Genomic DNA, 17,720 nt, shown 5'->3' with positions numbered 1-17,720 from the left:
CCCTGAAACCACACCGCTGCGGCGGTTGGAAAACCGGACCGGTCCCGTACCGGCACTACTAGAAAAGGAGCCACCATGGCTAGCAACGAAGAAATCCTGGCCGGCCTCGCCGAGATCGTCAACGAAGAGACCGGTCTGGCCCCCGAAGCCGTTGAGCTGGACAAGTCCTTCACCGATGACCTGGACATCGACTCCATTTCCATGATGACCATCGTGGTCAACGCCGAAGAGAAGTTCGGCGTGCGCATCCCGGACGAAGAGGTCAAGAACCTGAAGACCGTCGGCGACGCCGTGGACTTCATCTCCAACGCCCAGGCGTAACCAGCCGGGGGGCGCCCCCCCCCGGGGGCCGCCCCCGCCCCCCGGGGTGCCCCGCCCCCCCCAACCAACATCTTAACGCCCCCCGCGCTGCCAGACCCACCCCCCCCCCCCCCCCCCCCCCCGCGGCGCCCCCCCCCCCCCCCCCCCCGCCCGGTACCGCCGGGATGCCCGGCACCCCAACAGCAACTGCTTCAAGAGAGTGAATCATGGCCCGCAAAGTAGTCATCACAGGCCTTGGTGCGACCACGCCTATCGGCGGGGACGTCCCGACCATGTGGAAGAACGCACTGCAGGGTGTCTCCGGCGCCCGCACGTTGGAAGACGAGTGGGTTGAGAAGTACTCCCTGCCCGTCACCTTCGCGGCGCGGGTCACGAATCCCGCCTCTGAAGTCCTTTCCCGTGTCGAAGCCAAGCGGATGGACCCGTCCACCCAATTCGCCGTCGTCGCTGCCCGCGAAGCCTGGGCCGACTCCGGCCTGGAAGACGTGGACCAGGACCGCCTGGCGGTCACGTTTGCCACCGGCATCGGCGGAGTCTGGACCCTGCTGGACGCCTGGGATACTCTCCGCGAGAAGGGCCCTCGCCGGGTCCTGCCCATGACCGTGCCGATGCTGATGCCCAACGGTCCCGCCGCTGCGGTCAGCCTTGACCTTGGCGCCCGGGCCGGCGCCCATACCCCGGTTTCCGCCTGCGCGTCCGGTACCGAGGCCCTGCACCAGGGGCTGGAACTGATCCGCTCCGGCAAGGCCGACATTGTGGTGGCCGGCGGTGCGGAGGCCTGCATTCACCCGATGCCCCTGGCTTCCTTCGCCTCGATGCAGGCCCTGTCCAAGCGCAACGACGATCCCGAACGCGCCTCCCGGCCATACGACCGCGACCGCGACGGTTTCGTGATGGGTGAGGGCGCCGGCGCCCTCGTCCTGGAAAGCGAAGAGCATGCCCGGGCACGCGGCGCCCGGATCTACGCCGAACTGGCCGGCACTGCCGTTACTGCTGACGCCTACCACATCACGGCACCTGACCCCGAGGGCCTTGGCGCCACCCGGGCCCTGAAGGCGGCCCTGTTTGATGCGCGCGCCCAGGCGGAAGACGTAGTGCACGTAAACGCCCACGCCACGTCCACCCCGGTGGGTGACAAGCCGGAGTACACCGCGCTGAAGGCCGCCTTGGGCAACGCCCTCGACGGCGTGGCCGTCTCTGCCACCAAGTCCCAGATGGGACACCTGCTTGGTGCCTCGGGTGCGGTTGAAGCGGTCCTGACTGCACTGGCTGTATATGAACGCCAGGCCCCGGTGACCATCAACCTGGACAACCAGGATCCGGAAATTCCCCTGGACGTGGTTACGTCCAGCCGCAAGCTGCGCGACGGCGACATTGTCGCCCTGAGCAACTCGTTCGGCTTCGGCGGGCACAACGCCGTCGCCGTGCTGCGCAACCACTAGGCAACGCCGGTTCCCGTCGGGAAACAAAGCAGGCGTGGGGGGGCCCCCGGGGCCCGGCGCCCGGGGGGTGGTGGGGGGGGAAGAGGGGGAGCCCCCCCACCACCCCCCCCCCGCGGGGCCCCGCCCCAAAAAACCGCCCCCGCCGGGCCCCCGGGGGCCCCGCACGCCTGCTTTTTGCTATGGAGTAAAGAGAGTCAGCCGACCTGGTGGAGCCAGCGGACGGGCGCGCCGTCCGCTGCATGCCGGAACGGTTCCAGTTCGTCGTCCCAGGCCTCGCCCAGGGCGAGTGAAAGTTCATGGTAGACGGCGGAGGGGTCTCCGGCGCCGCTCTCGTAGGCGTAGCGGATCCGGTCCTCGGAGATCATGATGTTGCCGTGCACGTCGGTGGCGGCGTGGAAAATACCCAGTTCCGGGGTGTGGGCCCAGCGGCTGCCGTCGGCGCCGGGGCTCTGTTCCTCGGTGACCTCGTAGCGGAGGTGGGCCCAGCCGCGCAGGGCCGAGGCAAGGAGGGAACCGGTACCCTGCGGTCCGGTCCAGGCGATCTCGGCCCTCACCATGCCGGGCGCGGCCGGCTGAGGGGTCCACTGAAGATCCGTTCGCTTTTCCACGACGGATCCGATGGCCCACTCAATGTGAGGGCACAACGCGGAAGGGGCAGAGTGCACAAAGAGTACTCCGCGCGCCATCACAACAGACATTCCATCCTCCATAGCTGTAGGTGCGTCTTCCCCAACGACCTGCTGCATGGGCGGATATCCGGCTCCAGCGTCCCGCTGTGAATCATTGTGCCGCAAGTTACCGGTTTGTGCCAATGCGGCCTGCGGGGCCGTGTTGAAACTTGCGGCGCCTGTGAACCTGCCGCCGTTGCGCCTACGCGCGCGGGTGTGCCTGGCTGTAGCTCTGGCGCAGCCGGTCCACGGAGACGTGGGTATACAGCTGCGTAGTTGCCAGCGAGGAATGGCCCAGGATTTCCTGGACCGCCCGCAGGTCCGCCCCGCCGTCGAGCAGGTGTGTTGCCGCGGAGTGCCGCAGGGCGTGCGGGCCCGTGGCGGAGGTGTCCGGCAGGGCATCCAGGAGGACGGCGACGACGCTGCGGACCTGGCGCTGGTCCACCCGGCGCCCGCGTTTGCCCAGGAACAGCGCCGGCCCGCTGTCCGCGCCGGCCAGTGCCGGGCGGCCTCGGCGCAGCCAGTCGTCTACTGCCAGTGCTGCCGGCAGTCCGTAGGGCACGGTGCGTTCCTTGTTGCCCTTGCCGATCACGGTGAGGGTTCTCCGGTCCGGATCAAGGTCATCAACGTCCAGTCCGGACAACTCCCCCACGCGGATGCCCGTGGCGTACAGCAGCTCCACCATGGCACGGTCCCGCAGGGACACCGGCTCGCCTTCGGCGGCTGCTGCCTTGAGGGATGCGAACAGTTCGTCGAGCTGGCTGGTGCGCAGCACGCCCGGGAGCGTCTTTTCCTTCTTTGGAGCCTTCAGCCGCAGTGCCGGGTTCTCCGAGATCAGTTCTTCCCGCAGCGCCCAGTTGGCAAAACTCCGCACCGTTGCTGCACGCCGCGCAAGCGTGGCGCGGGCCTGTCCGGAGGCGCTAAGTTCGCCGAGCCAGCCGCGCAGGATCCCGAGGTCCAGATCCTGCAGCTTCCCCGCGCCTGAAGCCAACGCGTAGTCGAGCAACTGAATGAGGTCCGATTCGTAGGCGCGGACCGTATGCTCCGAACGCCCCCGTTCGGCGGCCAGGTAGCGGCAAAAGCCTTCAACGGCTGCATGGAATTCCACGGGCCAGGCGGATGGGCTCGGAGCAGTGCCGGCGGCACCGGTCTCCGGTGCCCCGTCTGCCGATGTCTTGGATGTCACCTCCTCACTGTTCTACCTTTACCCCGGCCGTTCAAGCAGGCTCGCGGGACACCGGTCCGCTCAGCCTCTGTGGGCGGTTTGACCGACGGGACGCCCGTGCCCGCCGGTCAGGCCGGCACGTTGTCGGTATCTGCCGGCCGGCAGGTGAGCCGCAGGTGTTCGGTTTCCGGTGCCTGCTCCAGGTCCAGCAGGTAGCGTTTGGCTTCCACTCCGCCGGAATAGCCGGTCAAGGCCCCTCGTGAGCCCAGCACCCGGTGGGTGGGGACCACGATATTCAGGGGATTGCGCGCCAGGGCGGCGCCCACGCTCCTTGCTTTCGCCGCGTCGCCGAGCAGCACCGCTACCTGCTTGTAGCTGGCTGTGCTGCCGTACCCGACACATTGGACCAGGGCCCACACGCTGCGTTGGAAGTAGGTTCCCATTGGGCTGGTTGGCAGCGTGAAACAGCACCGCTGACCTTCGAAGTATTCCGCGAGCTGCCGTTCCGCCTCTTCGAAGCCGTCCTCGGCCGCAAGCCCGTACGGGGTTCCCGCACCTGCAGATGACGCCGGGGGTCCCAGCCGGACGGCAGTCAGGATCCCGTCCAAAGCGACGAGCGTGAGCACTCCCAGTGGAGAAGTGATGATCTTATGGGTGAGCATTCCGGGTGTTTCCTTTCGGTAGTGGTAACTGGTGAAGGATCAGCGTGATGTGGCAGCCGGTGCCCCTGCCGTCATCGGTGCCCCCTGCGCCACTGGTCCGGGCCGGACCGGATGGCCAGTCCTTCCAGTTCCAGCCGCGCCAGGCCTGCGCGCACTCCGGGCACTGACAGTCCGGCGACCCGGGCGAGTTTGTCGATAGTGGTGGAGCTGCGGACCGGCAGGGCGTCCAGGAGCAGGAGGTCTTCGACGGTCAGGCCGTCGTGGTCTTCCAAGGGAGCCGCCGGGCCCAACGAGTCCGGCGTCCGGGAGTCCGCCAGCGGACCGGCAAGTTCGGCGACTTCCTGCGCGTCGGTCACGCACACCGCGCTGCCGTCCCGCAGCAGGCGGTGGCATCCGGCTGAGTTGGCTGAGTACACGGACCCCGGGACCGCTCCTACCTCGCGTCCCAGGCCGGCGGCGTGATGGGCCGTGTTCAACGCACCGGAGCGCCATCGAGCTTCAACCACTACGGTGGCGGCGCTCAGGGCCGCGATAATCCGGTTGCGCTGCAGGAATCTCCATCGAGTGGGCGCCGACCCCGGCGGCACCTCGGAGAGCAGCAGTCCGCGGTCGGCGACGCTGCGCAGGAGGTCTTCGTTGCCTGCCGGGTAGAACCTGTCGGCCCCGCACGCCATCACGGCGATGGTGGCTGCGCTGTTGCCGGTGGAAGCTGCGAGCGCTGCACGGTGTGCTTGGGCATCGATGCCGTAGGCACCGCCGGAAACAATGGTGTATCCGCGGTTGGCCAGCCCTGCTGAGATGTCTCCGGTGATCGACAGCCCGTATCCGGTGGCATCACGGGAGCCCACCACCGCAACGGTCCGGTTCAGTTCAGGAAAAGCGGCCTCCGGGTTGCCGCGTACCCACAGGCACAGCGGCATACCCGCTTCCAGGTGCCGCAGTGCTTCGGGCCAGCGGGGATCCTCCGGGATAAGCAGTTCGCCGCCCAGCCGGCGGATGGTTTCCAGGTCCCGGCCCGGGGCCAGGTCGGCCACGCGCGGCGTCCACCGGCCCAATGCCTCAGTGAACACTCCGGGACCTGATGCCATACCCGCAGGCCCCAGCATCTGCCCGATGCCGGCAGCGGCCTCAGGCGGCAGCCGAACCTCACCCGAGGCGATCCGCAGGGCCGCCGTCGGTCCGGCGGCTGAGACCAGCGCCAGCCCCACGGTGTCTGAGGGTTCGAACAGCCGGGACAGCGCCGCACGGGCCAGCAGCAATTCCTCTTCCACGGTGCTCATGCTGCTGCCGCTCCCTGCCTGCGGAAAGCCAGCGCCTGCCCGACGTCGTCGGCCCCGGGCACAGGGTGACCGGCAAGGTCAGCGATGGTCCAAGCCACCCGCAGCACCCGGTCATATCCCCTGGCGGTCAGCAGTTGCCGCTCCATGGCGCGGTCCAGTGCCGTTGTGGCCGCGGAGGGCGGCCGCAGGACATCCCTCAGCAGCGAACCTGTTACTTCGGCATTCGTTTCGCACCCCAGCGGAAGCAGACGTTCCCGCTGCAGGCTCCGCGCCTGCCGTACCCGTGCAGCGACCGCCCCGCTTCCCTCCGCCGCATCGGAACCGAAATAGTCGCCGAGCGACACCCGCTGGACCGTAAGCTGCAGGTCCACCCGGTCCAGCAGGGGACCCGAAAGCCTGCTGAAATATCGGCGTCTTTGCTGCGGGGTGCAGGTGCAGTCAATTCCCTTCCCGGCTGCCAGCCCGCACGGGCACGGATTCGCGGCGAGGACCAGCTGGAAACGGGCGGGGTAGACCGCTGTGCCCGCAGCCCGGTGCAGCACCAGCTGCCCGCTTTCCAGCGGTTGACGCAGCCCGTCCAGGACCCGCCGCTCATACTCGGGAGCCTCATCCAGGAACAGCACTCCGCGGTGCGCCCGTGAGGCTGCCCCGGGCCGGGGTATTCCGCTGCCCCCGCCGATCACTGCCGCAGGGGAGGCGGTGTGGTGCGGGCTTTCGAACGGCGGCCGGCGCAGCAGCTGCCGGCAGGGCCTTCCCTGCCAGGCCAGGGAATGGATGGCCGTAACCTCCATTGCCTGATCGTCGGGAAGATCCGGCAGGATCCCGGGCAGCCGTTCGGCGAGCATGGTCTTGCCTGCACCCGGCGGGCCGGTCATCAGCAGATGATGGGCGCCGGCCGCCGCGACCTCCACTGCAAACCGGGCCTCCTGCTGCCCCGCCACATCGGCAAGGTCCGGAAGGCGGGCAGGTTGGTCCGTCTCCTCCCCTGCCGGCGAGTCATCCGCTGCCCGGCTGGCCGGCGGGGGAAAGACCAGCTGCTCCGGGTCTGCACCGAGGTCTGCGGCGACCTCGGCCAGGCAGGTGTAGCCGCGCACACGGGCGGCGGGAACAAGCGCTGCTTCGCCAGCATTCTCCGCAGCCACGGCAATGTCCGTGAACCCGGCAGCCACAGCAGCCATGACGGCCGGGAGGACGCCACGGATGGGGCGGAGCCTGCTGTCCAGCCCCAGTTCGGCGAGAAAGACGCACCGTCCGGGGCTCCTCAGCGTGCCGCCTGCGCAGAGGGCGGCCACAGCAATGGCCAGGTCAAACCCGGAGCCGTGTTTGGGCACATCGGCTGGCATGAGGTTGACGGTGATCCGGCGCCGGCTCAGCGGCAGCCCGGCGTTCTTGGCGGCAGACTTGACCCGGTCACGGGCCTCGTTCAGCGATGCGTCCGGCAGGCCCAGCAGGACAAAGGACGGCAGCGACTGGCCGATGTCCGCTTCCACCTCCACGATCCTGCCGTGCAGGCCCACCAGTCCCACTCCGTACGTCCGTCCCAGGCTCACGGGAACACCGGGATCGGGTAGCACCCTCTGCGGGGTTCACTGGCTCTCATGCCTCCACCATGTCCCGGTGACGTGGGGGGGGGCCCCCCCCCCCCCCCCACGGATGTGGACGGCGCAGCAACGAGAACAGGAATCCCGGGTCTGTGGAGGAAAAGGCCCTGGGCTAGGGACGGAGCTTCAACACTGCCCGGTGGTAATCCTCAATGATCCGCACCACGGTGGCGCTGCGGCGATTGAATACCAGCGGGGACCAGCTCACGTCCCAGCCGGACACATCGCGCGTCCACTGGAAAGTGGCCACCGGGCCGTGCTGGGGCACGGAGCGCAAAGCGCCCAAGGCTTCCCTTTGCCCGCGCAATCCCCTGCCAGGCATGATCCGGCCAAATAATCTGCCCGCCTTGGCTACCCCCTGCACCGCGCGGATATCGCCCGGGGACATGGTCGCGACCAGGCGCTCCTGCGATTTCACCCGAATTCCGATGATCTTGGCACCGCCCGGGCCGCCCATGGTCCGGCTGATGCCGACGGCGGCGAAGTTATCCCAGGGGATGAAGCCTCCCGACGCCACCATGATGCCCTGCTCGGTGAGCGTCAGCAGTTCCGGCTCCCGCAGTTTCTTCCAAACGAAGAAAAAAGCGCCCCCGCCGAAGAAGGCCACACCGATCAAGCCTGCCACCACCTCTGCCAAGCCGCCGCCAACGCGGCCGCTGCCGTGATGGTGATGGCCGGTGAATCCATGCACTACCAACGCCGCGCATCCCGCGGCGAACAACAGTGCCATGAGGCCCAGTCCGAGAACACGGATCTTCGAAACCGAAAAGGTCAAGGGCTCCAAACCGGGACTCAAAGTGGGTCTCAAGCCGGGGCCCAATCCCCTGTCCGCTTCCGCTTCCAGCCCATGGTCTTCCCGTCCGCTGTTTACGATGTCTTTCATCCCGCCGTCCCCCTAAGTGCCGGGGCTCATCATACGACGGCGCCGGGCGGTATCAGCCCACTGCCTGCAGGTGTTCTACAAGCGGCCGCCCCGTGCCGTCGTCGAGCACCGCCACCGCATCGATCCGGCGGTGCGCAAAATACCGTCCGTGTTCGCGCACCCAAGCCGCGGACAGACCATGCAACCGGGCGAGTTTCGCCGGGGTAATGGCTTCAAACGGGTGCCCGTAGGCAAGGGATGACCGGGTCTTGACCTCCACCACCACCAGGGTGGCGCCGTCCACGGCCACCAGGTCGATCTCTCCTTCGGGGCAGCGCCAGTTCCGGTCGACGATGGTCATTCCTGCGGCGGCCAGGTATTGGGCCGCCAGCTCCTCGCCGCGGCTGCCCAGGATGTCTTTGGCTTTCATGTCGCCATCCTTGCGCCGGCGCGCACAGCCCTGCCGCGGTTCATCCGCCGTGTGCAGTCCCGGGCGGACGCGGCCGCTGAAGGCGGCGTTGGGGAGGAGGGGACTAAGCCTGCTCCTGTCAGGCATCACCAGGCTGGGAACGGTGCCACGACTGCCGCTGTCCACCGGTCTCGCGTACGACGTCGGTGAGCCAGATCGTCCGGTCCGGGTCCCAACCGGCAATCACCGACGCCGTGTCGCTGTCCACGGTCAGTGCCCGGCCGGCACAGGCCAGATATCCCAGGACCGTGAGGTGGACGGCATCCCATTGCGTGCCCACGCGTTCCCAGTCCGGGATCACCCACCGGCCGTCCCTGCCGGTGACCTGGAACCAGTCGCGCCGGCGGGAGGCCGTGACCTCCAGCGGGAACGCACGGCACAGCTGCGCCCAGTCGTCCGCGGTACGGATTTCGTAGGTCCGGCCGTCCCCTCGGACCGGAATCGCGGTGGCCTCCCGCCACCCCGGGGCGTCCTCCACCAAGTCCAATCCGACGGGGAGCGCTCTGATCGTGCCGAGGAGGCCAACGGGGATCGACCACCAGGAACCGGAGGCGTAGCGGAAACTTTCCAACGCTCTGAGCTCCTCGGCACGTGTGTTCCGTGCCCACTCCGCAAGCACCGTGCGCAGGTCCTGCCCCAACGGTGGGGGAGCATCCGGATCCCGCCAGTCGACGGCCCACTGTTCCCGGGCACGGGGCTGCTCCCACCAGCCCGCTCCCGGTGACGCCCTGACCCGGTCCGCCACGGGACGCAGCGCTTCCCGGATGACCGGCAGCGCTGCCAGGACGTCCTCACCGTCCGGTACCTGCCAGTACCTGGCTGTGGCCACGGCTGCGTCGAGGGCAGCTAGCACCGGCATCTCGGCCAGATCCGGCACGTCCACGGCAGCAAGAAGCGCACCCAGCTCCTCCGGCGAAGCGGCCGGAAGGTCGGTGGCTCCCCCGGCGTCGGTAGCCGTTCCGAACCGGACAACCGAAACCCCCTTGCCCGGGTCAAGCTCGTAGCCCAGGTTGAAGACGGCCATGCGGATACGCGGCTCCAGTTCCGCGGCCAGGGACAGGCACAGCCGGCGGCCCCTGGGTCCGGCGAGCAGCTGATCGGTATTCACGCGGCCATCCTCGCACAGCACGCGTCAGCACGCGGTCAGTGCCCGGGGTAGACCACCGGCATGGGTGTAAGCGTTACCGGCGCCAGCGGCAGCGCCGGCGGCTCCCCCGCGTAACCGCGGGCAAGGGTGATGTGCGGGCGCAGTGTCTGCGCGAACATGAAATTCGGGTCGCCCGCCATGAACCCGGCAGTGTCCCCAATCCCGCAGGCGGCCAGGAACCCGGTCAGCTCTGTCAGCAGGGCTGCGTGCAGCGCGGCAAGCTGCGGGGTGGGCGCGTATTCCGCCACGAGGGTCCGTCCGTGCGCGCCGAATCCGGTCAGGTGCACGGGCTGCAGCCGGAAGGAGTCCTCGGGCAGGAGGGCCTCTGTCCGCTCGATGTATCCCGCCAGCAGCTGCCCGTAGTCAGGCAGGCTGATGCCCGTGGCCGCACTGATGACCCGGTGCACGTCAAGCACTTTACCGAAATGGATGAGTGTCAAGTGCAGCTGGCCGCGCGGCACCGGACGGGTCCCGCGCGGCGCACCCGAGGTTAGGGAATCCCGCAGGGCGAGCAGATGCGCCAGCGAGCCAGCGTCGGGCTGCATCTGGGCATACAGCCGCCGGTTGGCATCAAAACCGGTGCGGTGCTCGGGCATGTCAGCAGTCTAGACCGGTCCGCCGTGCCTAGGATGTGGGGATGGTTTTCGAAATCCCCCGGCTGGTCGACGGCCCGCTGGCGCTGCGCCCGCATACTCCTGCCGACCTCGACGCCGTCTATGCCCGGTGCCTGGACCCGCTCACAATCAAATGGACCACGGTCCCGCTGGACTATACGCCGGAGATGGCGCGGGAGTATCTTGCGGGCATTTCGGTGCCGCAGGAAAATGCCGTGTCCTGGGCGTTGGAAACCGGGGGAAGCTACGCGGGGACCATTGACCTGCGCTTCCAGGGTGCGAACTCGGGCAACCTGGGCTTCGTCACGTCACCGGAATTCCGCGGCCGCGGCCTGATGTCCCGCGCCGTGCGGCTGGTACTCGGCCACGCCTTCGATGAGCTGGGCTGGGACGTGGTGACTTGGAGCGCGAACGCCGGAAACGCCGGCAGCTACAAAACGGTCTGGCGCTGCGGGTTTCCGGCACCGATAGCCGTTCCCTATCTGCTAAACCACCGCGGCAAGATGGTTGAAGGCTGGATTTCCACCCTGGCCAACGGTGATTCTAGGGAGCCGGCGGCCAGCTGGGCAGACACAGCACGGCGGCTGCCGTCCGTGCCGGCGGGCGTGGAGTAACGCCTAGAGTTCGTCCGCCTTGGGCAGTGTGAGGTCGTCGTTGCGGGTCAGTTCCTCCACATTGACGTCCTTGAACGTGATCACGCGGACGCTCTTCACAAACCTGGCGGAGCGGTAGACATCCCATACCCAGGCGTCCTGGAGCGTCAGGTCGAAGTAGATCTCGCCGTCGGCGGAGCGCGCCTGGAGGTCCACGTGGTTGGCCAGGTAGAACCGCCGTTCGGTTTCCACCACGTAGCTGAAGAGACCGACAACGTCGCGGTACTCCCGGTACAGCTGGAGCTCCATGTCCGTTTCATAGTTCTCAAGGTCTTCGGCGCTCATGTTCCTATCATCCCCCCAACTGGGCTTAGGTCGTCCCCCGGCACCGCCGCCGTTTCCCCGGGCCTCGGCTTGGAGCCCAGATGCCAGGACATGCGGTGCAGCGGCGTAGGTCCATGGGTATCGATGGCCGCACGGTGCGACTCGGTGGCATAGCCCTTATTGATCTCCCACGCGTAGTGCGGGTTAGCAGCGGCAAACTCTACCATCATGGCGTCGCGTTCCACTTTCGCCAGGACACTGGCAGCCGCTACGCTCAGGCACTGCATATCTGCCTTGATCCTGGTGTGGACTTCCGCGTCGCAGCCCTCGCCTGGGGCCAGCGCCGCGGGACCGCCGACGCCGCCGACGCCGCCGGCTGCCTCCAGACCGTCGAAGAGACTTCCCTGCCGCTCGGGGGAAAGCCAGTTGTAATTGCCGTCCAGAAGCACGACGTCGGGCCGCCGGGTGAGGCACACCTGATCCCAGGCCCGCGTTCCGGCGAGCCGCAGCGCCGCCGTGAGCCCAAACAGGTCGATCTCCGCAGCGGTAGCGTGTCCGACGCCCCAGGCCAGCGCCCATTTCTTGATCTGGGGCACCAGGGCGTTCCGGTCCGCCACGGAGAGCAGTTTGCTGTCCCTGACGCCTTTCAGGGAACGCACCGTGGCCAGGTCAACGGCCACCAGCCCCACCGACACCGGGCCAGCAAGGGCACCACGCCCCACCTCGTCGCAACCGGCAAGGATTTGGTGCCCCTGCGCGGCGAAGGTCCGTTCAAAACGCAGGGTGGGTGCCTTGGACGCCACGGAAGCTCTTACGGCAGTGCTCACTTGCTGCTGCTTCCTTCGGGTTCCGGAACGTTTTCGAAGACCTCGGAATAGCTGCTGACTCCGCCGATCCGGTTCAGCGGCCAAGCGGTCACTACAGCCTTGCCCTCAATGTCCCCTACGTCGACGAAGCCGCCGCCCTCACCGGCCTGGTGTTCGCGCGAATCGGCGGAGGCGTTGCGGTGGTCCCCCATCACCCAGACCTTGCCCTCAGGGACTACCACATCGAAGGGAATGTCAGAGGCAGTGGCGCCGGGGTAAAGGTACGGCTCGTCCAGGGCTTCGCCGTTGACGGTGATCTTGCCGTCCGCATCGCAGCACACCACGTGGTCGCCTTCGGTGCCGATGACCCGCTTGACCAGGTGCTGCTGGGATTCATCCGGGAGCAGCCCCACGAAGGTGAGCGCCTCGCGTACCGGATTCGCCGGCTTTTCAACTGTTTGCGGCAGCCAGCCCTTGGTGTCCTTGAACACCACCACGTCGCCGCGGTTCAGGTCTATCGGCTGCGGCACCAGCAGGTTGACGAAGATCCGGTCATTGATCTCCAGCGTCTCTTCCATGGACCCCGAGGGGATATAGAACGCCCGGAAAAGGAAGGTCTTGATCAGGAAGGAAAGCACCAGGGCTATCACCACGATGGTCAGCACTTCCCGCAGCCACGCCCCGAGCCCCCGCTTCTTCTGCTTGGGTGCCATGGCGTGGGCGGCGTGGTCCCGCTGCTCCCCGGAGCCGGGCGTCCCGTCGGGGGACTGGTCCGGTTGCTGCGACATTGCGTTTCCTCTTATTTCTCCGTTGTCCACTCGGCTCCTAAGGATAGCCGGTCAATATTGGTACTGCGTCCGAGCGGCCAAAGAATCCGCTGGGCCTGCCCAATCACCCTTTCGGTGGAGATCAGCCCGCCGCCCGGTGCCCCCAGCAGCGAACGGGAATCCGCCGAAACGGAGCGGTGGTCCCCCAGGACCCACAGGCGGCCCTCGGGAACGACGACGTCGAACGGCTGCTCGCTGGGGGCGTCACCTTCATAAACGTACGGCTCATCCACCGGAGTTCCGTTAACGGTGATTCGGGGATCTGAGTCACTGCAGCAGCTGACCCGGTCCCCCGCCACACCGACCACCCGCTTCACGTACACGGTGTCGCTGCCGGCCAGGCCCACCCAGCGGGCCACGGTGACGGCCGCCTCTTCAAGGGCGGGACGTCCACTGTGCAGGGGTGCCAGCGAGCCGCGGCCGTCAAAGACCACGACGTCGCCGCGGCGGATGTCCTCCGACGCATACGCGATCCGGGACACCAGCACACGGTCTCCGGGTTCGAGCAGCGGCTGCATGGAATCCGAGGGGATGTAGAAAACGTCAAACAGGAAGGCCCGGACAAGGGCGGCGAGGATGACCGCCGCAGCGAGAGCACATAGCACAAAACGCCAGCCCGCAATCCGGGGCCGGCGTTCTGTGTGCTTCGCGGAGGGGTCCCCGGAGGCGGATGCTGCAGACAAGTAAATTACTTGGCGGGACGGAAGTCGCGCTTTTCCTTGATCTTGGCTGCCTTGCCGCGCAGGTCGCGCATGTAGTACAGCTTGGCGCGGCGGACGTCGCCCTTGGATACAACCTCGATCTTGTCGATGACCGGGGAGTGTACCGGGAAGGTACGCTCCACGCCGACGCCGAAGCTGACCTTGCGGACCGTGAAGGTCGCGCGGAGGCCATCGCCCTGGCGCTTGAGCACGAAGCCCTGGAAGACCTGAACACGGGTGTTCTTGCCTTCGATGATGTTTACGTGAACCTTGACCGTGTCACCGGCGCGGAACTCGGGGATGTCCGTACGCAGGGAGCCTGCGTCAACAGAATCTAGGATGTGCATTTGTTTATCACTCCTGGTGGACGCCACAGGTCATCCACTTTGGTAACGGCAGCAAGAATGCGTCCCGAAACCGGGGCCGCACGGATGCTGTCGAAGGTAAAGGACCGGCAGGAACCCGAAGTTGGGCTGCCGGCGTGCCTGACTGTTGGCCGCGTTCCCCCTGTGGCAGGTACGGACCCAGATGGCACAATGCTTTATTTTGCCATATCCGACCCGGCACCACCAATCAGCGGGAGCGGATCGGGCGGGGCATCAGGCCGGAGGAAGGATCCGGCCGCCGCGCACTTCGTACCCCAAGGCGGCCAGGGTGGCCAGGTCCGCTTTGTCCAGGGCAGCGGCGTCGAACTTTTCGATCAGGTCCGGGCGGCGGGCCGCGGTGCGGCGCAGCTGCTCGTCCCGCCGGAAACGGGCGATTTTCCCGTGGTTGCCGCTGAGCAGGACTTCGGGGACGGGCCGGTTCCGCCAGTCGGAGGGCTTGGTGTAAACCGGGTATTCCAGGAGCCCGTCGGAATGGGATTCCTCCACCAGCGACTCGGGGTTGCCGACGACGCCGGGCACCAGCCGGCCCACGGCTTCCACCATGGCCAGCACAGCCACTTCCCCGCCGTTGAGCACATAGTCGCCCAGGCTGACGGGACGCACGTCGAAGTGTTCCCCGGCCCATTCCAGGACCCGTTCGTCGATTCCTTCGTAGCGGCCGCAGGCGAAGACCAGGTGATTCTCCTCAGCCAGCTCGTAGGCCATGGCCTGGGTGAACACCGCGCCCGCCGGCGAAGGAACAATCAGGACGGGGCGTTCGTCGCCGTCGCCGGCAACCGATTCCAGCGCCGCCGCCCAGGGTTCGGGCTTCATTACCATTCCCGCTCCCCCGCCGTAGGGGGTGTCATCCACGGTGCGGTGCCGGTCGGTGGTGAAGTCCCGCAGGTCATGCACGGACAGGTCCAGCAGTCCGTCCTGCCGGGCCTTGCCGATGAGGGACAGCTCAAGGGCGGCGAGGTACTCCGGGAAGATACTGACGACGTCGATACGCACTTACTGTCCGGCTTCCTTCGTGTCGGCCGCGCCGGCTTCGGGTTTCTTGTCTTCGGGCTTCTTGTCTTCGGGCTTGTTCAGCTCGAAGAGACCCTCGGGCGGAGTGAGCAGCACGTAGCCGCCTTCGACGTTCACTTCAGGGACGATGGCCTCAACGAACGGCACCAGGATTTCCGCGCCGTTGGTGTCTTCGACCACCAGCAGGTCCTGGACCGTAAGGGTCCGCAGCCCGCTGACGGTGCCAACGACGTCGTTGCCCACCCGCGCCTTCAGGCCCACCAGTTCGTGCTCATACCAGCCTTCGTCGTCGTCATCTTCGTCGGCGGTTTCGGTATCGATGAACAGCTTGACGCCGCGTAGTTCCTCGGCGCCGTTGCGGTCCTCTACTTCCTCGAAACCGAGCAGCAGGATGTCTTTGTTCCAGCGGGCACTGATCACTGTCAGCGGCCCCTTGGAGGCCGGCTCCACGGTGAGTTCGGTGCCGGGGACAAAGCGGTCCGCGGGCGCGTCGGTCAGCACCTGGACGGTCACTTCGCCGCGGATGCCGTGCGGCTTGCCGATGCGTGCCACCTGTAACTGCATGGAATCTCCTCTGTCGGGGTTGTCTCGCCTGGGATGGTGGGGCGGGAACCCGCCTCACAAAAAATCCGGCCCCTGCACCATTATCTGGTGTCGGGGCCGGATCCTGTGTACTGCTTTTACTGCTGGTACTGCAAGGAAGAACTGTCCGCTTCCGCTGCGCCGTTGATTATCAGCGGCGCCGGTCGGTGTCCACAACGTCAACCCGGACCTGCTCACCGTTGGCAAGGGCGGCGATGACCGTGCGCAGTGCGCGGGCCGTCCGTCCCTGCCGGCCGATGACCCGGCCCAGATCTTCCTGGTGAACCCGAACCTCGAGGGTTTCCCCACGGCGGTTGCTCTTGGCGGAAACGTTGACATCCTCAGGGTTGTCAACGATTCCGCGCACGAGGTGCTCCAGTGCTTCAGCGAGCAATTTACTCAGCCTCAGCCTCGGCGGAAGCCTCGGGAGCTTCCTCCTTCTTGGCCTTGGGGGTGATTGCCTCGGGGACAATCACGGACTTCTTTTCGGGAGCCACGAAGGCTTCCTTCGGGGCCTTGGTACGCAGGGTACCTTCCTGGCCGTCGATGTTCTTGAACTTCTGCCAGTCACCGGTGATCTTCAGCAGTGCTGCGACCTGCTCGGACGGCTGGGCGCCGACGCCGAGCCAGTACTGGGCGCGGTCGGACTTGATGTCGATGTACGACGGGTCCTCGGTCGGACGGTACAGTCCGATTTCCTCGATGGCACGGCCATCGCGCTTGGCACGGGAATCCATGACAACAACGCGGTAGTGTGCTGAGAACTTCTTGCCAAGGCGCTTAAGGCGAATCTTTACGGCCACTTTTGTGGTCACTCCTGATCTGAAATGGGGCGAACCCGTACTTCTGCTCCCGTGGGGCGGGCCATAACGTTAGGGTTCAAAAGGACAAGATGCATGCACGGAGAGAGGGGCCGCGCAGATCGAGTACCTGACCATTGTGCCAGATGGTTCCTCGTTTTGCGACTCACGGCGCTGGCGGGCCCAAAGCGGTTCCCCGGCGGTCCCGGTCAACCCGCGGCGACCCGCAGCCGGTTGCGCCACGGATCCTCGAAGACCAGTTCGGCACCCGTGTGGTGGCTGGCAACGCCCGCAGTCTTCAGGCGGTCGGCCAGCCCTGCGACGTCGTCCGCGGACGGGACGCTGATCAGCACCTCCCCCAATCCCAAGGTGTCGCGGCGCGGCCCGGCGCCTCGGCTGTTCCACACATTCATGGCCATGTGATGGTGGTAGCCGCCGGCGGAAACGAACAGCGCCTGCCCATGGAACCCGGCGGTCCGCTCAAAGCCGAGTGTGGAAACGTAGAAGGCTTCGGCAGTTGCCGTGTCCCCCACCTGCAGGTGGACGTGCCCGACGGCGGCCGCGGAGCCCCGCAGTCCGTCCAGTGCCGCTTCGGTCAGGTGTTCCCGGAGGTAGGCCTGCGGGGACAGGGCCAGCGAAGCCATCTTTACCTGCCGGCCTGCGCCGGTGTTATCCCATTCCCAGGCATCCCGCGGCCTGTCGTAATACAGTTCGATGCCGTTGCCTTCCGGGTCGGTGAAGTAAAAGGCTTCGCTGACCAGATGGTCCGCCGACCCTGCGAATGCCGTGGGGTCATACTGCGCCGCCGAAGCGACGGCCGCGGCCAGTGCCGCCCGGTCTTCGAAAAGAATGGCGGTGTGAAACAGCCCCGCCTCCCCGCGGGAGGCGACCTGCAGGCCCGGCGCCGGGGCCAGATGCACCACCGGCACAGCGCCGCGGCCCAGGTACAGCCCCCCGTCCGCTTCTGCGATCACCTCCAGGCCCAAGGCCCCGCGGTAATAGGCGGAGACCGTGGCCAGATCGCCGACCTTGAGCATCACTGTGCCCATGGCCAGGTTTGCAGGCAGCAAGTCGCTTACTTGAAGATTCATGTATTGAGCTTACTTGAAGCTTCACGTATTGCCCAGCCGTTGGCTTCATGGCGCCGCACGTCCGCCAATTCACCTTCGGGCGCAGTCACCACTTCAAAGCCGCAACTGGCGTAGAACGGGGCGTTGAACGGAACATCGGCAAACGTGCACAACGTCATGTACGTGTATCCCTGTTCCCGCGCCCAAGCCATGGCAGCCTCCACCAGCGCCCGCCCAAGGCCCGCGCCGGCGGCGTCGGGGTGGACCGAAAGCTGCTCAAGGTGGGCCTGCCGGTCAACTTCCTCCAGTCGGGCAAAGCCAGCAGGCGGCCGTCCGGCCACCAGGATGCACCGTGCAGCAGCGGACTCAGGCAGCACTGCCGCGGGCGG

23 protein-coding genes are annotated in these 17,720 nt (G+C 66.9%); 3 read left to right on the top strand and 20 right to left on the bottom strand.

Features of this window, described 5'->3' with window-relative positions:
* Positions 1-75 precede the first annotated feature (75 nt).
* Both LOC57_RS06675 and fabF read left to right on the top strand, forming a co-directional pair.
* The gene (locus tag LOC57_RS06675; RefSeq protein ID WP_055240832.1) at positions 76-321 is read left to right on the top strand and encodes an acyl carrier protein; all 246 of its coding nucleotides are present in this window, start codon (positions 76-78) and stop codon (positions 319-321) included.
* Positions 322-527: 206 nt separating this feature from the next.
* Complete coding sequence (gene fabF / locus LOC57_RS06670; RefSeq protein WP_229958824.1) at positions 528-1,763, top strand: beta-ketoacyl-ACP synthase II; 1,236 nt, start codon at positions 528-530, stop codon at positions 1,761-1,763.
* A 194-nt stretch (positions 1,764-1,957) separates the two neighbouring features.
* Here the strand turns inward: fabF and LOC57_RS06665 are convergent, their stop codons facing one another.
* The 9 genes from LOC57_RS06665 to LOC57_RS06625 all read right to left on the bottom strand — a co-directional run bounded on the left by LOC57_RS06665 (position 1,958) and on the right by LOC57_RS06625 (position 10,213).
* Complete coding sequence (locus LOC57_RS06665) at positions 1,958-2,461, bottom strand: DUF3145 domain-containing protein (protein WP_227911686.1); 504 nt, start codon at positions 2,459-2,461, stop codon at positions 1,958-1,960.
* 172 nt (positions 2,462-2,633) lie between these two features.
* Complete coding sequence (locus tag LOC57_RS06660; RefSeq protein ID WP_229958837.1) at positions 2,634-3,539, bottom strand: tyrosine recombinase XerC; 906 nt, start codon at positions 3,537-3,539, stop codon at positions 2,634-2,636.
* Between the two features lie 185 nt (positions 3,540-3,724).
* Positions 3,725-4,258, bottom strand: a complete 534-nt coding sequence (locus tag LOC57_RS06655; RefSeq protein WP_229958822.1) for a methylated-DNA--[protein]-cysteine S-methyltransferase — start codon at positions 4,256-4,258, stop codon at positions 3,725-3,727.
* A gap of 71 nt (positions 4,259-4,329) precedes the next feature.
* Entirely contained in the window at positions 4,330-5,538 is a 1,209-nt protein-coding gene (dprA, locus tag LOC57_RS06650; protein ID WP_229958820.1) for a DNA-processing protein DprA, read from the bottom strand.
* Positions 5,535-7,088: a YifB family Mg chelatase-like AAA ATPase gene (locus LOC57_RS06645; RefSeq protein ID WP_227911689.1), complete on the bottom strand. Its 1,554-nt coding sequence runs from the start codon at positions 7,086-7,088 to the stop codon at positions 5,535-5,537. Before LOC57_RS06645 ends, dprA begins: the two co-directional genes overlap by 4 nt.
* Before the next feature lie 163 nt (positions 7,089-7,251).
* Positions 7,252-8,022, bottom strand: a complete 771-nt coding sequence (locus tag LOC57_RS06640) for an STM3941 family protein (RefSeq protein WP_229958817.1) — start codon at positions 8,020-8,022, stop codon at positions 7,252-7,254.
* A gap of 52 nt (positions 8,023-8,074) precedes the next feature.
* Entirely contained in the window at positions 8,075-8,431 is a 357-nt protein-coding gene (locus tag LOC57_RS06635; RefSeq protein WP_227911692.1) for a YraN family protein, read from the bottom strand.
* Positions 8,432-8,549: 118 nt separating this feature from the next.
* Positions 8,550-9,578, bottom strand: coding sequence for a hypothetical protein (locus LOC57_RS06630; protein WP_229958815.1), 1,029 nt, complete (start codon positions 9,576-9,578; stop codon positions 8,550-8,552).
* Positions 9,579-9,613: 35 nt separating this feature from the next.
* The gene (locus tag LOC57_RS06625; protein WP_229958813.1) at positions 9,614-10,213 is read right to left on the bottom strand and encodes a 2'-5' RNA ligase family protein; all 600 of its coding nucleotides are present in this window, start codon (positions 10,211-10,213) and stop codon (positions 9,614-9,616) included.
* Positions 10,214-10,254: 41 nt separating this feature from the next.
* Here LOC57_RS06625 and LOC57_RS06620 point away from each other — a divergent pair, with 41 nt between their 5' ends.
* Positions 10,255-10,845 carry a GNAT family N-acetyltransferase gene (locus tag LOC57_RS06620; RefSeq protein ID WP_227911695.1) on the top strand — a complete coding sequence of 197 codons (591 nt, stop codon included), beginning with the start codon at positions 10,255-10,257 and terminating at the stop codon, positions 10,843-10,845.
* Positions 10,846-10,848: 3 nt separating this feature from the next.
* Here LOC57_RS06620 and LOC57_RS06615 read toward each other — a convergent pair whose 3' ends face one another.
* From LOC57_RS06615 to LOC57_RS06565, 11 genes are all read right to left on the bottom strand, one after another.
* Positions 10,849-11,169: a DUF2469 domain-containing protein gene (locus tag LOC57_RS06615; RefSeq protein ID WP_227901490.1), complete on the bottom strand. Its 321-nt coding sequence runs from the start codon at positions 11,167-11,169 to the stop codon at positions 10,849-10,851.
* On the bottom strand, positions 11,166-11,975 hold the full coding sequence (locus LOC57_RS06610) for a ribonuclease HII (RefSeq protein WP_229958811.1): 810 nt from the start codon (positions 11,973-11,975) through the stop codon (positions 11,166-11,168). The genes LOC57_RS06615 and LOC57_RS06610 overlap by 4 nt, the downstream gene beginning before the upstream one ends.
* Positions 11,972-12,742 (bottom strand): signal peptidase I, encoded by a 771-nt coding sequence (gene lepB, locus LOC57_RS06605; protein ID WP_442860141.1) that lies wholly within the window; start codon positions 12,740-12,742, stop codon positions 11,972-11,974. Before lepB (LOC57_RS06605) ends, LOC57_RS06610 begins: the two co-directional genes overlap by 4 nt.
* 11 nt (positions 12,743-12,753) lie before the next feature.
* Positions 12,754-13,464, bottom strand: a complete 711-nt coding sequence (gene lepB, locus LOC57_RS06600) for a signal peptidase I (RefSeq protein WP_227911697.1) — start codon at positions 13,462-13,464, stop codon at positions 12,754-12,756.
* A gap of 5 nt (positions 13,465-13,469) precedes the next feature.
* Complete coding sequence (rplS, locus tag LOC57_RS06595; protein WP_227911698.1) at positions 13,470-13,829, bottom strand: 50S ribosomal protein L19; 360 nt, start codon at positions 13,827-13,829, stop codon at positions 13,470-13,472.
* Positions 13,830-14,081: 252 nt separating this feature from the next.
* Positions 14,082-14,861 carry a tRNA (guanosine(37)-N1)-methyltransferase TrmD gene (gene trmD, locus LOC57_RS06590; protein WP_229958809.1) on the bottom strand — a complete coding sequence of 260 codons (780 nt, stop codon included), beginning with the start codon at positions 14,859-14,861 and terminating at the stop codon, positions 14,082-14,084.
* Positions 14,862-15,443 (bottom strand): ribosome maturation factor RimM, encoded by a 582-nt coding sequence (rimM, locus tag LOC57_RS06585; RefSeq protein ID WP_229958807.1) that lies wholly within the window; start codon positions 15,441-15,443, stop codon positions 14,862-14,864.
* Positions 15,444-15,612: 169 nt separating this feature from the next.
* Positions 15,613-15,855, bottom strand: coding sequence for an RNA-binding protein (locus LOC57_RS06580; RefSeq protein WP_227911701.1), 243 nt, complete (start codon positions 15,853-15,855; stop codon positions 15,613-15,615).
* A gap of 1 nt (position 15,856) precedes the next feature.
* Complete coding sequence (gene rpsP, locus LOC57_RS06575; RefSeq protein WP_227911702.1) at positions 15,857-16,264, bottom strand: 30S ribosomal protein S16; 408 nt, start codon at positions 16,262-16,264, stop codon at positions 15,857-15,859.
* 206 nt (positions 16,265-16,470) lie between these two features.
* Entirely contained in the window at positions 16,471-17,352 is an 882-nt protein-coding gene (locus LOC57_RS06570; RefSeq protein WP_227911703.1) for a VOC family protein, read from the bottom strand.
* On the bottom strand, positions 17,349-17,708 hold the full coding sequence (locus tag LOC57_RS06565; RefSeq protein WP_229958806.1) for a GNAT family N-acetyltransferase: 360 nt from the start codon (positions 17,706-17,708) through the stop codon (positions 17,349-17,351). Before LOC57_RS06565 ends, LOC57_RS06570 begins: the two co-directional genes overlap by 4 nt.
* Positions 17,709-17,720 lie beyond the last annotated feature (12 nt).

The organism is Arthrobacter sp. zg-Y750, assembly GCF_020907365.1.
Lineage (GTDB): Bacteria > Actinomycetota > Actinomycetes > Actinomycetales > Micrococcaceae > Arthrobacter_B.
This window is presented reverse-complemented; position numbering and strand designations above follow the sequence as displayed.